The organism is Streptomyces sp. NPDC001056, assembly GCF_053598955.1.
In genome coordinates this window covers 40069-54172 of the sequence record NZ_JBSFLI010000021.1, presented here as the reverse complement: position 1 = coordinate 54172, position 14104 = coordinate 40069, and the positions used below count along the sequence as shown (strand labels likewise).

The window sequence follows — 14104 nt, the reverse complement described above, 5'->3', positions numbered from 1 at the left end:
CCTTCGGCAGCCGAGCATGGCGATGTGTCCTCACTCAGGGTGTCCGCGCCCTGGTTCGACGTGATCCGGCGGCGAGAGTTCCTGGCTCCCGGGGGTTCTTCCCCGGTGACAGTGGCGGGACCGCGCCGGATTCGCACCGGCTTCCTCTCCTGCCGCCGTATATGGCCTGGGCAGTCCACCACGCGCCCGGAACGGCCGTCAACCTGCCGTTGACCTGCGGGAGTGTGCAGATCACCACACCGCGGGGGTGCCGGACGCGCCGAAGGCCCCCCTGCCGCACGGGCGGAGGGGAGCCTTCGGGAACTGCCTGGGTGGCGCGGGGCCCCGAGGGGCCCCGGGGTCAGGACTTGGAGACGATCAGGAGGATGCCGTACGCCACCGCCGCCGCGCAGGCCGCGAAGCAGACGTAGGCGCCGGTGACGGCGAGTGGGGCGGAGCCGCCCTCGGCCGCGGCCTTCTCGCGCCGGGCCAGGCCGTTGACGCCGAGGGTGAACAGGACCACCAGGCCCACCGTGAAGGCGAGGCTGACGCCGAAGACGGAGCCGATGGCCGCCCAGTCGATCTTCATGGGGATGCTTCCTTGGTGAACGGGGCTCGGGGTCAGACGGCGGCCGGCGGGGCCGTCGAGGCGGCGGGGGCCGCCGGGTCGGCGGTCTGGGCCGGGGCCGGGATGGTGGCCGTGAGGTCCTCGGTGATGGTGCCCGCCGGGGGCGGGGTCACCGCGGCGATGGCGGTGGTCACCACGCCGGAGGACTCCTCGGCCGGGTCGGCGACGACGTTCGTGTGGTCGATGACCTCGCGGCGGGACAGCTTGTAGATCCAGGCGCTCGCGGCGACCAGGAAGACGGCGACCACGGCGGTGCCCCAGGCACCGAGTTCGGTGACGGCCTCGGCGCCCGCACCGACCAGCGCGGCGGCCGGCAGGGTGAGCACCCAGGCGAGGGTCATCCGGGTCGCGGTGGACCAGCGGACCACCCCGCCCTTGCGGCCGAGACCCGAGCCCATCACCGCGCCGGAGACGACGTGGGTGGTGGAGAGGGAGAAGCCGAGGTGCGAGGAGGCCAGGATGGCGGTCGCGGCGCTGGTCTGCGCGGCGAAGCCCTGACGGGGCTCCAGGTCGGTCAGGCCCGTGCCCATGGTGCGGATGATGCGCCAGCCGCCGATGTAGGTGCCGAGCGCGATGGCCAGGCCGGCGGAGAGGATCACCCAGACGGGAGGGTTGGAACCGGGGGCGATGGCGCCGCCCGCGATCAGCGCGAGGGTGATGACGCCCATCGTCTTCTGCGCGTCGTTGGTGCCGTGCGCGAGGGAGACGAGGCCGGCGGAGGCGACCTGCCCGGCGCGGTAACCCTTGCGGGTGGCCTCGCCCTCGGCCTTGCCGCCGATGCCGTAGGAGAACCGGGTGGCCACCAGCGAGGCGACGCCCGCCACGAGCGGCGCGGCGACCGCGGGGAGCAGCACCTTGGTGACCAGCACCCCGCCGTGCACGGCGCCGAATCCGGCGGAGGCGACGGCCGCGCCGATCAGGCCGCCCATCAGGGCGTGCGAGGAACTGGAGGGCAGGCCCACCAGCCAGGTCAGCAGGTTCCACAGGATCGCGCCGACCAGGGCGGCGAAGATGACCTCGGGACGAATGCCGCTCTCGTCGACGAGACCCTTGGAGATCGTGTTGGCGACCTCCACGGAGAGGAAGGCGCCCACCAGGTTGAGGGTGGCGGACATGGCTACCGCGAGCTTCGGCTTCATCGCGCCTGTGGAGATGGTGGTGGCCATCGCGTTCGCGGTGTCGTGGAAACCGTTCGTGAAATCAAACGCGAGTGCGGTTACCACCACAATCGCGAGGATCAGCGAGAAGCTTTCCATTTACCCAGGCAATCGTTCGAGGTCGTTGTCCGGATGAACGTAGGCAACCTGGGTGAACGGAAGATGAACTGGGGCGGGCGCAGGGGTGTCCGCAACGGGGGTGCGAGCCTCCGCTTCCCCCCTTCGGGCCGGACGCCCCCAAGGCGCCCCTTGGGCTACCAGCCCACCGCGAAGGCCCGCAGCTCGCCGGAGCTGCCGTTGAAGAGATTCTGGTCACCCGGCAGCCGGCCGGACGTGGCGTACTGCCAGAAGGTCCAGTACTGCCAGCCGCCCGGCAGCGCCCCCGGTTTCGACGTGCCGTGACGGGCGATCCACAGGGGGTGGCGGGAGGCGAACGCGTGGCTGTCGCCGGTGCACAGCCGCCACCACTGGGTCGTGGTGTAGATCACGGGGCGGCGGCCGGTCTCGCGGAGGATCTCGTTGCTGAAGGACCAGATCCAGTCCGTCATGCGCTTCTTGCTCAGCCCGTAGCACTTGTGCTCCGCGCTGTACGGGTTGTACTCGATGTCGAGCGCGGGCGGCAGGGTCCAGCCGTCGGCCCGCCAGCCCCCCCCGTGCGCGACGAAGTACCTGGCCTGCTTCGCGCCGGAGGACTCGTCCGGCAGTGCGAAGTGGTAGGCGCCGCGGACCAGGCCGGCGTCGCGTGCCCCGTCGTACTGCTGGTGGAAATAAGGGTTGTGGTAGCTCGTGGACTCGCTCGCCTTGACGTAGACGAAGTGCGCCCCGTCGGCCTGGGCGGCCGGCCAGTCCACGCTCTTCTGATGGGACGACACGTCGTGCCCCCGGGGCCGGCTCCCGGCCCGGTCCGGGGGGCCGGCCCAGGCGGTGGCGGCGCAGGTGAGGGCGAGCGCCGCGGTGGTCGCCGCGAGGGCACCGGCGCGGCGGCGGAGGTGGGTGCGGTCACGGGCCATGTGCCAACTCCCCGGGGGTGACGGACGACCAGGTCGCCTCGCGGGCAAGGAGGGCTCATTCAAGGGCCGGCGGTCACCGAATCGGCGCAGATTTGTGGCGTTTGGCGTGATATGCACCCTTTTGGGGGCCCGGGAACTCGGACAGAAGTGCGGCGCGGGGCCGCGTGGTGTACCGCGCGCTGGCAGGATCGCCGGCATGACCTCGGAGCTGCGGGAGACGGGTGGAGAAGTGCGCGAGGAAGTGGCGGAACGATGGACGGCACTGGTCGCGACGGCGCGGCGGAGCGTCGCCGACGGGCTGGTCGTCGGCACCTCCGGGAACGTCTCCGCGCGCGTCGGCGACGTGGTGCTGGTCACCCCGTCGGGCGTGCCCTACGACCGGCTCACCCCGGCGGACGTCACCGGCGTGGACCTCACCGGCCGTCAGGTGCTCGGCTCCCTGGTGCCGACCAGCGAGCTGCCCATGCACCTCGCCGTCTACCGCACCACCGACGCCCGCGCGATCGTCCACACCCACGCCGTGCACGCCACCGCGGTCTCCACGCTGGTGCCCGAGCTGCCGCTGGTCCACTACATGGCCGCCGCCCTCGGCGGACCGGTCCGCGTCGCGCCGTACGCCGCCTATGGCACCGACGAACTGGCCGAGCACATGCTCCGCGCCCTCGCCGGCCGCTCCGGCTGCCTCCTGCAGAACCACGGCACCCTCACCTACGGCGCCACCCTCGACCAGGCCTACGACCGCACCGCCCAGTTGGAGTGGATGTGCCGCCTGTGGCTGACCGCCTCCTCCGTCCCGAACCTGACCCCGTCTCTGCTGACGGAGGCACAACTCGCCGAGGTCGGGGAACGCCTGAAGGGATACGGCCAACGGAGGTGACCCGTGCCACACCGCTCCCCGATCCGCGACCTGACCCCTTCCCTTCGTCTTTCGCCCCGCTTCCCACCCCCGTCACCCCCCTCAGCCTCTCCACTGGCCCGGCGACCGGCACCCCGTGACACTGGTCCCGTGCGCCCCCTCACAGCGACCGCCGCGGCGGTCACCGCCGTCGTGGCCGCCGGGATGGCATCCGTGGCCGCCGGGCGGCTCGCCAGCGACGTCGCGCTGAAGGCGAACGGCGGCCGGCCGCTGCCCACCGAGCCCCGCCTCACCGTGCACGGCACGGCGGCCGGGCAGATCGCCCTCACCCGGGACCTGGCCTCCCTTCGCCCCGGCACCTACGGCCTCGCGGGCGACGGCTCGCACGCGGTCGTGGGGCCCGTGCTGGAGACGGCCCGGCACACCGCCGACACCGTCGTACGGCGCCTGGACCGCGTGACGCACGGCACCCTCGCGCCCGGCGACTCCGTGTGGCTCACGCCCAACCTGTACGTCGGCGACCCGCGCGCCGCCCTCGGCCTCGACCACGTCGACGTGGACGTGCCCGGCGAACTCGGCTCGCTGCCCGCCTGGTTCCTGCCCGGCGACCGGGACACCTGGGTGATCGCCGTGCACGGCCTGGGCACCACCCGCGAGCACGCCATGAACGTCATGGGCTTCCTGCACGGGCGCCGCCTTCCGGTTCTGGCCCTCGCCCACCGCGGCGACCTCGGTGCCCCGCGCCCCGCGGACGGCCTGAACCACCTCGGTGAGACCGAGTGGCGCGACGTGGACGCGGCGATCCGCTACGCCGTGCGCTTCGGTGCCCGCCGCGTCGTCCTGCTCGGCTGGTCCACCGGCGCCACCATGGCCCTGCGCGCCGCCGAGTACTCGCCCGTGCGCGACCGCGTCGCCGGGCTGGTCCTCGACTCGCCGGTGCTCAGCTGGGAGGCCACGCTGCGCGCCCTCGCCCGCGCCCGGCACGTCCCCGCCCCGCTGCTGCCGCTCGCCGTCCGGGCCGCCCAGGGCCGCGCCGGCCTGCGCGCCGGCCGGGTCGCCGAGATCACCGACCCCGAGCGGCTCGCCGCGCCGGCCCTGATCATCCACGGCCCCGGCGACCGGGTCGCTCCCTGGGAGTTCTCCCGGCTGCTCGCCGCGCGCCGCCCCGACCGCGTCGCCCTGCACACCGTGCCGAACGCCCCGCACGCGGCGATGTGGAACCCCGACCCCCCGGCGTACGAGGAACGGCTGCGGCGTTTCCTGACCCCGCTCATGTGACGGCGCACGCCGGCGCGCACCGGGCTCGCCCCGGGCGGGCGCGAGCGTTCCGCTTGCGGCCGTGCGGTTGGCCGAAACACGCCTGCCGACCACCCGCGGAACCCGGTGCGTTGGCCAGCCCCGTAGCCCGCCGTGACATTCCGTTTGGGTTTTCGGACCGTCAACCGGAAGACTGCCCCTGTGACGTCCCGTATCCCGCGCGACTCCAGGCTCCGACTCGTCCGACCTCGGCCCCTGGCCGCCGCCCCCAGAGCTGTGAACCAGCGGCGCCCGCGCCGCCCCGCACCCCGGCCGCCGGAGGGCACCCCCGCCGCCGCCGAGCTGGCCAAAATGGCCCGCACCGGGCTGGCCGGCGCGGTCCGCGTGGCCCGCTGGGCGGACAACGCCCTGGGCCCCGGCCGTGACGCCGCCACCGCCGACGGCAAGGCCACCCTCTCCGCCGCCTCCGCCGACCGCGCCTCCGCCGACCTCGGGCTCAGTCCCGACCAGGTCCGCGCCGACTGGGACACCGCACGCCTCGCCGGACTGGTCGAGGTGCACGGTGACAGCGCGCGCCCCGGCTGGCGGCTGCGCGCCTGGGACCGCGACGACAGCGCCGTGCTGCGCGGCTGGGTCGCCCTCTTCGACGCCTGGTCGCTCGCCCTCCCCGAACCCGAGGGGCACGAGCCGGCCGCCGTCGCGGAGGCCGTCTCCGCCATGCCGCAGGTGCTCTCCTTCCTCCAGCTGTCCGCCGGACCCGTGCCGGTCGAACAGCTGCTCGACCTGCTCCAGCAGCGGGTCACCGAGCTGCGCACCGAACGCTGCGAGGTCACCTACGAGCCCGGCGCCGAGCCTCCCGTCGAGGCCGCCGAGCCCGCCGGGAGCCCGGACACCCCGCCCGCCTCCCTCGCCCCGCTCCTCGACTGGGCCCTGGAGGCCCTCGCCAGCGTCGGCGCCCTGACCTGCGACGCCGGCCAGGCCACCCTCACCCCGCTGGGCAGCTGGGCGGTCTGGGTCAAGCTGGAGCAGATCTGCGTGGCCGCGCAGAGCCCGGCCGGCAACATCGAGCAGTCCGCCGAGGACATGCTGCGCGGCTGCGCCCAGCTGCGCCCCAACGCGGCCCGCGCCGAGTACCGCGCCTGGCTCGCCGCCCGCACCGTCGGCAGCGCGGTGAGCGAGCTGATCGACGCCGCACGCGGCGAGGACGCCCTGCTGCGCGGGCTGGCCTTCGAGGCGCTGCGCGTGGTCGGCGCGCCCGCCGAGCCCGATGTGCGCGCCGTGGTGGACGAGCCGACGCTGCGGCCGTACGCCCTGCTGTGGCTCGCCGAGCACGACGGCCTCGACCCGGAGGACGCCCACGAGGTCCTCACCCGCGAGGAGGCCACCTGGCTGTGGGTGGACACCGCCGCGGCCGTCGCCGACCACGGCGAGGCGCCGATGCTGGTCCGTCACCTGGAGTCCGCGGTGCAGCCCACCGTGCCCCGGCTGCTCGACGAGGTCCGCGCGGTCGGCCATCCGCGCACCGTGCAGGTCCTGGTCGCCCTCGCCGCCGCCCACCCCGACCCGGCCCTCGCCAAGGCCGTGCGCCGGGCCGCGTTCCAGGTGCACACCGGCGGGTGAGCGCCTCGGGACGCCTCAGACGCCGATCTCCGGCGCGTACGTCCCGAAGCTCCAGATGTTGCCCTCGACGTCCCGGGCCAGATAGTCCCGTGCGCCGTAGTCCTGGTCCGTCGGGGGCATGAGGATCTCCACGCCGTGCGCCACGGCCCGCCGGTGGTGGGCGTCCACGTCGTCCACCACGACGTAGACCCCGGCGGGCCCCGCGTGCTCCATCGCCGTGTCGAACGGCCCGCCGCGGCCCTTGGAGCCGATCATCACCGCGCCGTTGCCCTGGACCAGCTCGGCGTGCAGCACCTTGCCGTCGGCCGCCTCGTACACCGTCAGCTCGGTGAACCCGAGGCCCTCCGTGAGCTGCCGGATCGCCGCCTTCGCGTCCGCGTACAGCAGCGTGGGGCAGATGCCCGGCCGTCCTCCACCCATTCCCGCCATACAGATCACTCCTCCCGAGGAGTTCTCCCCGCCCCGTCGGCGGGGGATGCGGACGGACCACGGACGCGGGAAAACCGCTTGCACGGCCCCGTTAGACTTCTCCCATGGCCATTCTCCTCGCGCATTAGACGGCGGGAACGTCCTCAGCCGCCCACCCGCCAACCTCTGTACGCCCAGGAGTCTGTCCGTGATCTCCGCTTCCGGAATCGAGCTGCGCGCCGGCGCCCGCATCCTCATCGAAAGCGCCACCTTCCGCGTGGCCAAGGGTGACCGCATCGGTCTCGTCGGCCGCAACGGCGCCGGCAAGACCACCCTCACCAAGTGCCTGGCCGGCGAGGGCATCCCCGCGGCCGGCACCATCACCCGCTCCGGCGAGGTCGGCTACCTCCCGCAGGACCCCCGCACCGGCGACCTGGACGTCCTCGCCCGCGACCGCATCCTGTCCGCGCGCGGCCTGGACGTGCTGCTGCGCAAGATGCGCGAGAACGAGCAGCGGATCGCGAGCGGCAAGGGCACCACCCGCGACAAGGCGATGAAGCAGTACGAGCGTCAGGAGACGGAGTTCCTCACCAAGGGCGGGTACGCCGCCGAGGCCGAGGCCGCCACCATCGCCGCCGCGCTGAACCTGCCCGACCGGGTGCTCGGCCAGCCGCTGCACACCCTCTCCGGCGGTCAGCGCCGCCGTATCGAGCTGGCCCGGATCCTGTTCTCGGACGCGGACACCCTGCTGCTCGACGAGCCGACCAACCACCTCGACGCCGACTCGATCATCTGGCTGCGGGACTACCTGAAGACCTACCGCGGCGGCTTCATCGTGATCTCCCACGACGTCGACCTGGTCGAGACGGTCGTCAACAAGGTGTTCTACCTGGACGCCAACCGCTCCGTGATCGACGTCTACAACATGGGCTGGAAGCTCTACCAGCAGCAGCGTGAGGCCGACGAGAAGCGCCGCAAGCGCGAGCGGGCCAACGCCGAGAAGAAGGCCGCCGCCCTGAACGCGCAGGCCGACAAGATGCGCGCGAAGGCCACCAAGACCGTCGCCGCGCAGAACATGGCCCGCCGCGCCGACAAGCTGCTCTCCGGTCTTGAGGCGGTCCGCCAGTCCGACAAGGTCGCGAAGCTCCGCTTCCCCGAGCCCGCACCCTGTGGCAGGACCCCGCTGATGGCCGAGGGCCTGTCGAAGTCGTACGGCTCGCTGGAGATCTTCACCGACGTCGACCTCGCCATCGACAAGGGCTCCCGGGTCGTCATCCTCGGTCTCAACGGCGCGGGCAAGACGACCCTGCTGCGCCTGCTCGGCGGCGTCGAGCAGCCCGACACCGGCCAGGTCGTACCCGGTCACGGACTCAAGCTCGGCTACTACGCCCAGGAGCACGAGACCCTCGACCCCGGGCGCACGGTCCTGGAGAACATGCGCTCGGCCGCCCCCGACATGGACCTGGTCGAGGTACGCAAGGTGCTCGGCTCGTTCCTGTTCTCCGGCGACGACGTCGACAAGCCCGCGGGCGTCCTGTCCGGCGGCGAGAAGACCCGCCTCGCGCTCGCGACCCTGGTGGTCTCCTCCGCGAACGTGCTGCTGCTGGACGAGCCGACCAACAACCTCGACCCGGCCAGCCGCGAGGAGATCCTCGGCGCCCTGCGCACCTACAAGGGCGCGGTCGTCCTCGTCACCCACGACGAGGGTGCCGTCGAGGCGCTCCAGCCCGAGCGGATCATCCTGCTGCCCGACGGCGTCGAGGACCTGTGGGGCTCCGACTACGCGGATCTCGTCGCCCTGGCGTGATCGAAAGTCTGATCCACTGATGATGGATCATTCGGCCGAGCCGTGATCCATCATCTGTGTGAGATCTCCTCATATCAGGGTGTGTCGTACACCGATTTCCCGGCCGATTCCTTGTCCAGCAAGGGATCGGCCGTGGCACGTCCCTGACCTGGTACTTCTCGGGTCCACCCGTTCGGCCCTGTCGGCGGCGAGCCCTGAAATACGGCATTCCGCTTGTGGGTATCCGCTCCTGTCGTCACAACGATGTCCCACCGACCTTGCCGAATGGGTGGCCATCACGCCCCGGAGGGGTGATCATGAGGGGACCAGAGCGCACTTCCCATGAGGAGGCACGGGTGGCCGAGACTCTGAAGAAGGGCAGCCGGGTGACCGGCGCCGCGCGCGACAAGCTCGCGGCAGACCTGAAGAAGAAGTACGACTCCGGTGCGAGCATCCGAGCACTGGCCGAAGAGACCGGCCGCTCGTATGGCTTCGTGCACCGGATGCTCAGCGAGTCGGGCGTCACGCTGCGTGGGCGCGGCGGGGCGACCCGGGGCAAGAAGGCCGCTTCGTCCTGACTCCGGGCGGCCCATCGGCTTCGATGGTGGCCACCCGGTCGGCGAACCGACCGGCCGGGTGGTTACTGTGCAGTCACTTAGCTCAGCTTCGCTGACCGCACCCATCGGAGGCGCCCCATGGCCACGCCCGACCAGGACCTCGCTCCTGTACTCGACAAGGACGGCGTACGGCTCACCGTCGACGACACGCTCGCCACGGTGACGCTGACGAACCCGGCCAAGCGCAACGTACAGAGTCCCGCTCTGTGGCGGGCGCTCGCCGAGGCCGGCCGGCTGCTGCCGGGCTCCGTCCGCGTCGTGGTGCTGCGCGGCGAGGGCAAGTCCTTCTCCGCCGGGCTGGACCGGCAGATGTTCACCCCGGAGGGGATCCCGGGCGAGCCGACCTTCATCGATCTCGCACGCCGTGACGACGCCGGGATCGACGCGACCATCGCCGAATACCAGGAGGCGTTCACCTGGTGGCGGCGCAATGACATCGTGTCCGTCGCCGCTGTTCAAGGACATGCCATCGGTGCCGGGTTCCAGCTGGCGCTCGCCTGCGACCTGCGGGTCGTCGCGGACGACGTGCAGTTCGCCATGCGCGAGACCAGCCTCGGCCTCGTCCCCGACCTGACCGGCACGCATCCGCTGGTCGGTCTGGTCGGGTATGCCCGCGCGCTGGAGATCTGCGTGACCGGGCGGTTCGTCGGCGCGGCGGAGTCGGTGGCCTCGGGCCTCGCGAACCTCGCGGTTCCGGCGGCCGAACTCGACGGTGCCGTGCGGGACCTGGTCGCCGCGCTGGTGGCCGCGCCGCGGGATGCCGTCGTGGAGACCAAGGCGCTGCTCCGGGGCGCGGCCGGCCGTGCGTACGACGAGCAGCGTGCCGCCGAGCGGGCGGCTCAGGGGCGTCGACTGCGGGACCTGGCCGGGCTCGGCGAATGAGCCGACGTGGGTCCTAGCCCACCGCCGTGACGAGGACGGCCACCGTCGGCCTGTCCTGCGACGCGTCCCGTACGGCCGCGCGCACCCGCCGGGCCACCTCAACGGTCCGGTGGGTCGCGTCCGCGGCCAGGTCCACCCGCACGTGACGGTGGACCAGGGCGGCCGTGCCGTCCGCGCGTACCTCGATGCGGACCGCCCGGCCCGGACCGGTCAGGCGGACGACCCCGGCCACGGACAGCGCCGCCTCGGCCGCGCGGGCCTCACCCGGGGCCGTCGCCTCCCGGGCCGACGGCGGCCGCGGCGGCCGTACCTCCGGGGCCCGGCCCTCCGCCTCCAGCAGGTCGGTGACCCGCAGGTCCACCTCCGTCACCACCAGGCCGAGGCGCTCGGTCGCCGCCGTCGCGAGGCTCTCCCGCAGACGGGCGGCCGTTTCCGGCAGCGGCTCGGCGGAGGTCGCCGCGAAGTCGGCCGTCACCCGCAGGGGACCCGGCGGCAACGCGCTCGGCGGGCCCGGCACGACGGGTTCGGCCGTCCGCAGGGGATCGGCGAGCGCGATCCGCAGCGTGCCGAGCCGTACCCCGGGCATGCCCGCCGCCACCGCACGGCGCAGCGCCGCGACCGCCGCGTCCTCCGCGATCCACGCGCCGTCGCCCGGCCCTCCCAGCGGCAGCAGTCTGCCGAGCCCTACGTGGTGTCGTACGACCTGGGTCCACCCGTCCGTCATTCCTCCAGCCTGCCGCATCCCCGGCGCGCGGTCGCGCAACCTTGCTTACGGTGGTCGAAGGACGACGACCGAAAGGGACGTACGGCGATGACCGACATGACGACGACCCCTGAAGGCGGCGCCGAGCCGCAGCTGTCGACCCGTAAGGCCGTCCGGCGTGGCAGCGGGGACCCGGGCACCCGCGGGCGGACCACCATCGCCGACGGCGTGGTGGAGAAGATCGCCGGCCTGGCCGCCCGGGACGTGATCGGTGTGCACGCGATGGGCGGCGGGTTCGCGCGCACCCTCGGCGCCGTGCGCGACCGGGTGCCCGGCGGCTCCAAGTCGGTGACCCGCGGGGTGAAGGCCGAGGTCGGGGAGGTGCAGACCGCCCTCGACCTGGAGATCGTGGTGGACTACGGCGTCTCCATCAGCGATGTCGCGCGCGCCGTGCGGGAGAACGTGGTCGCCGCCGTGGAACGCATGACCGGCCTGGAGGTCGTCGAGGTCAACATCGCGGTCAGCGACGTCAAACTGCCCGAGGAGGAGGAAGAGGAGCCGGAGCCCCGGATCCAGTGACCGGGCAGCACGCCCCGGAGGCGTACACCGTTCGACGCGCCCGCAACCCCGCACCCCTGACGAGCTGAGGAGCGCTGCATGAGCATGGCCCTGGTGGGCATGATCGCCGGAATGGCGTTGGGTTTCGCCGGGTACTTCGGCGGGTTCGGCGCGTTCCTGCTGGTGGCGGCGTTGGGGGCCGTCGGGTTCGTGGTCGGCCGGTTCGCCGAGGGCGACCTGGACGCCGGCGACTTCTTCCGCTCCCGCGACGAGCGCCGCGACCGGCGGCGGTGACCGCCGTGACCACCGCGACCGGGGTGGTGCGCCACCCACCCGCCCGGGTACCGCCGGGGGAGCGGGGCGCCACCCGGATCGCCGACCGGGTCGTGGCCAAGGTCGCCGCGCAGGCCGCCCGGGAGGCGGTGGGTCCACCGCCCGACGACGCCGGGGCGCCGCACGCCACGGTGGTCGTGCACCAGGACACCGCCCGGATCCGCGTCCATCTCGAACTCGCCTACCCCTGCGACATCGGCGCGCGCTGCGCCGCCGTGCGTCGTCATGTGACCGAGCGGGTAGGCGCGTTGGTGAACCTGAAGGTGTCCGAGGTCGCCGTCCGGGTCGAGCGCCTGCACCCGCCGACGGCCGCAGGCGGGAGGACTCGATGAGCGGGACGGACGCCACCACGACCCTCGACAGGACCGCCGGCGCCCCGGTGGACGCCGGCGCCAGCGGCCGCTTCTGGTCGCCGCGCCGCATCCCCGCGGGCGTCGTCGCCGTCCTGCTGGCGGCCGGCGCGGGCCTGCTGCTCTACGACGTGGCCGCCGTGCGCGCCCACCGGCCCGGGATGCGCTGGCGCCGCGCCCTGGCCCGGCAGCTGGCCGAACGGCCCCTGGACGACACCTGGGTGCTGGCCGGCGCGGCCCTCGCGGCCGCCCTCGGCCTGTGGCTGCTCGCCCTCGCGCTCACGCCGGGACTGCGCGCCCTGCTGCCGATGCGCCGCCCGCACCCGGACGTCCGCGCGGCGCTCAGGCGGGACGCGGCGGCCCAGGTGCTGCGCGACCGGGCCATGGACGTGTCCGGGGTACGGGCCGTACGGGTGCGGATCCGCCGCGGACGGGCCGCGGTCCGCGCCGTCTCGCACTTCCGTGAACTGGGCGACGTACGCGCCGACCTGGACACCACTCTCACCGAGGCGATCCGCGGCCTCGGTCTGACCAGGCCGCCCCGGCTCGCCCTGCGGGTGAGCCGGGCCGAGCGGAAGGGGTGACGGACGGCGATGCGTTCCGGTGGAGTCAATCGTGTGCTGCTGGCCCTGACCGGCCTGCTGCTGCTCGCCGTCGGCGGCGCGGTGCTGGCCGTCGGCCTCGGCGTCCGGCCGCCCTCCTGGTGGATCCACGGCGGCCCGCACGACGTCCTGCTCAGCCGCGCCGAGCGCACCCGCTACCGCGCCGCGCGATGGTGGTGGCCCGCCGTCATCGCCGCGCTGACCGTGCTCGTCCTGCTGGCCCTGTGGTGGCTGACGGCGATCCTGCGCCGGCGCCGGCTCGCCGAGATCCGGGTCGACACCGGCGACGGCGCCTCGGCCGTGCTGCGGGCCAGGGCACTGGAGAGCGCCCTGGCCGAGGAGGCGACCGCCGGATCCGGCGTGGCCCACGCGCAGGCCCTGTTGGGGGGCCGCCCTACGAGGCCCAGGGCGCGGGCCTGGCTCCGGCTGGAGCCCGAGGCCGCCCCGTCGACCGCCCTGGCCGAGTTCACCGACGGACCGCTGACCCACGCACGTGAGTCGGCGGGTCTGCCCTCCCTCCCGGCGGAGGTCCGCGTGCGCGCGGTCGGACACCGGGCGGAGAGGGTCGTCTGACGGGTCCGAGGAGTACTCGGCGAACCGTCAGAATCCGTGCCGCATGCCCCCGTCCACCGGCACCATGATCCCGGTCAGATAGGAAGCCGCCGGGGACAGCAGGAAGGCCGCCACCTTGCCGAACTCCTCCGGGGCGCCGTAGCGGCGCAGCGGGATGCGGGACTCGTTGGCGGCGCGGGTGGCCTCGGGGTCCGCGGACAGGGCGTCCAGTTCGCGGACGCGGTCCGTGTCGATGCGGGCCGGGAGCAGGCCGAGGACGCGGATGCCGCGCGGCCCCAGCTCGTCCGCGAGGGACTTGGCGAACCCGGCGAGACCGGGGCGCAGTCCGTTGGAGATGGTGAGGGCCGGGATCGGCTCGTGCACCGAGCCGGACAGCACGAAGCCGATGACGCCGCCCTCGTCCAGCTCGGCCGCCGCCGCGCGGGCGAGCCGCACCGCGCCGAGGAAGACCGACTCGAACGCGTCGCGCCACTGCTCGTCGGTGTTGTCGGCGACGAAGCCGGGCGGCGGCCCCCCCACGCTCACCAGCACCCCGTCGAAGCCGCCGAAGTGCTCACGGGCGGCCGCGATCAGCCGCTCGGGCGCCTCGGCGTCGGCGTTGTCCATGGCCACGCTCACCGCGTCGGGGCCCAGTTCGGCCGCGGCGTCCGCGGCCCGCTGCTTGTCGCGGCCGGTGATCACCACCTTCGCCCCGTCCGCGACGAGCTGCCGCGCGGCGGCGTTGCCCAGACCGCGGGTGGCTCCGGTGACGATGTACACCCGGTCCTTCAGTCCAAGATCCATGC

At 73.6% G+C, this 14104-nt stretch carries 17 protein-coding genes and 1 riboswitch; of the genes, 11 read left to right on the top strand and 6 right to left on the bottom strand.

The window, feature by feature from the left end:
* Positions 1-55 precede the first annotated feature (55 nt).
* Positions 56-196, bottom strand: a riboswitch (cobalamin riboswitch).
* Between the two features lie 144 nt (positions 197-340).
* From ACWDD7_RS24070 to ACWDD7_RS24060, 3 genes are all read right to left on the bottom strand, one after another.
* A complete protein-coding gene (locus ACWDD7_RS24070; RefSeq protein WP_351865414.1) occupies positions 341-568 on the bottom strand; it encodes a hypothetical protein in 228 nt (75 codons plus the stop codon).
* A 32-nt stretch (positions 569-600) separates the two neighbouring features.
* Positions 601-1863 (bottom strand): anion permease, encoded by a 1263-nt coding sequence (locus ACWDD7_RS24065; RefSeq protein ID WP_450458863.1) that lies wholly within the window; start codon positions 1861-1863, stop codon positions 601-603.
* A gap of 155 nt (positions 1864-2018) precedes the next feature.
* Positions 2019-2774 (bottom strand): lysozyme, encoded by a 756-nt coding sequence (locus ACWDD7_RS24060; protein ID WP_450458862.1) that lies wholly within the window; start codon positions 2772-2774, stop codon positions 2019-2021.
* 196 nt (positions 2775-2970) lie between these two features.
* Between ACWDD7_RS24060 and ACWDD7_RS24055 the strand changes: the two genes are divergently transcribed.
* The 3 genes from ACWDD7_RS24055 (at position 2971) to ACWDD7_RS24045 (ending at position 6507) form a co-directional block, all read left to right on the top strand.
* Complete coding sequence (locus tag ACWDD7_RS24055) at positions 2971-3651, top strand: class II aldolase/adducin family protein (protein WP_392211434.1); 681 nt, start codon at positions 2971-2973, stop codon at positions 3649-3651.
* Between the two features lie 129 nt (positions 3652-3780).
* Positions 3781-4908, top strand: a complete 1128-nt coding sequence (locus ACWDD7_RS24050; RefSeq protein ID WP_450458861.1) for an alpha/beta hydrolase — start codon at positions 3781-3783, stop codon at positions 4906-4908.
* Positions 4909-5088: 180 nt separating this feature from the next.
* A complete protein-coding gene (locus ACWDD7_RS24045; RefSeq protein WP_351865426.1) occupies positions 5089-6507 on the top strand; it encodes a hypothetical protein in 1419 nt (472 codons plus the stop codon).
* A 15-nt stretch (positions 6508-6522) separates the two neighbouring features.
* Here the strand turns inward: ACWDD7_RS24045 and ACWDD7_RS24040 are convergent, their stop codons facing one another.
* Positions 6523-6936 (bottom strand): VOC family protein, encoded by a 414-nt coding sequence (locus tag ACWDD7_RS24040; RefSeq protein ID WP_351865429.1) that lies wholly within the window; start codon positions 6934-6936, stop codon positions 6523-6525.
* 187 nt (positions 6937-7123) lie between these two features.
* Between ACWDD7_RS24040 and ACWDD7_RS24035 the strand changes: the two genes are divergently transcribed.
* The 3 genes from ACWDD7_RS24035 (at position 7124) to ACWDD7_RS24025 (ending at position 10200) form a co-directional block, all read left to right on the top strand.
* Complete coding sequence (locus ACWDD7_RS24035) at positions 7124-8722, top strand: ABC-F family ATP-binding cassette domain-containing protein (protein WP_351865432.1); 1599 nt, start codon at positions 7124-7126, stop codon at positions 8720-8722.
* 335 nt (positions 8723-9057) lie between these two features.
* Complete coding sequence (locus ACWDD7_RS24030; RefSeq protein ID WP_004002281.1) at positions 9058-9279, top strand: helix-turn-helix domain-containing protein; 222 nt, start codon at positions 9058-9060, stop codon at positions 9277-9279.
* 117 nt (positions 9280-9396) lie between these two features.
* Complete coding sequence (locus tag ACWDD7_RS24025) at positions 9397-10200, top strand: enoyl-CoA hydratase/isomerase family protein (protein ID WP_450458860.1); 804 nt, start codon at positions 9397-9399, stop codon at positions 10198-10200.
* Positions 10201-10213: 13 nt separating this feature from the next.
* Here ACWDD7_RS24025 and ACWDD7_RS24020 read toward each other — a convergent pair whose 3' ends face one another.
* The gene (locus tag ACWDD7_RS24020) at positions 10214-10924 is read right to left on the bottom strand and encodes a nucleopolyhedrovirus P10 family protein (protein ID WP_450458859.1); all 711 of its coding nucleotides are present in this window, start codon (positions 10922-10924) and stop codon (positions 10214-10216) included.
* An 87-nt stretch (positions 10925-11011) separates the two neighbouring features.
* On the opposite strand from ACWDD7_RS24020, the gene ACWDD7_RS24015 reads away from it, so the two are divergent.
* The 5 genes from ACWDD7_RS24015 to amaP all read left to right on the top strand — a co-directional run bounded on the left by ACWDD7_RS24015 (position 11012) and on the right by amaP (position 13319).
* Positions 11012-11482 (top strand): Asp23/Gls24 family envelope stress response protein, encoded by a 471-nt coding sequence (locus ACWDD7_RS24015; RefSeq protein ID WP_450458858.1) that lies wholly within the window; start codon positions 11012-11014, stop codon positions 11480-11482.
* A 78-nt stretch (positions 11483-11560) separates the two neighbouring features.
* Entirely contained in the window at positions 11561-11755 is a 195-nt protein-coding gene (locus tag ACWDD7_RS24010) for a hypothetical protein (RefSeq protein ID WP_351865443.1), read from the top strand.
* Positions 11752-12126, top strand: a complete 375-nt coding sequence (locus ACWDD7_RS24005; RefSeq protein WP_351865446.1) for an Asp23/Gls24 family envelope stress response protein — start codon at positions 11752-11754, stop codon at positions 12124-12126. Before ACWDD7_RS24010 ends, ACWDD7_RS24005 begins: the two co-directional genes overlap by 4 nt.
* The gene (locus ACWDD7_RS24000; RefSeq protein ID WP_450458857.1) at positions 12123-12728 is read left to right on the top strand and encodes a DUF6286 domain-containing protein; all 606 of its coding nucleotides are present in this window, start codon (positions 12123-12125) and stop codon (positions 12726-12728) included. Before ACWDD7_RS24005 ends, ACWDD7_RS24000 begins: the two co-directional genes overlap by 4 nt.
* A 9-nt stretch (positions 12729-12737) precedes the next feature.
* The gene (gene amaP, locus ACWDD7_RS23995) at positions 12738-13319 is read left to right on the top strand and encodes an alkaline shock response membrane anchor protein AmaP (protein ID WP_450458856.1); all 582 of its coding nucleotides are present in this window, start codon (positions 12738-12740) and stop codon (positions 13317-13319) included.
* A 27-nt stretch (positions 13320-13346) separates the two neighbouring features.
* On the opposite strand, the gene ACWDD7_RS23990 is transcribed toward amaP, so the two are convergent.
* Entirely contained in the window at positions 13347-14102 is a 756-nt protein-coding gene (locus ACWDD7_RS23990) for an SDR family oxidoreductase (protein WP_450458854.1), read from the bottom strand.
* Positions 14103-14104 lie beyond the last annotated feature (2 nt).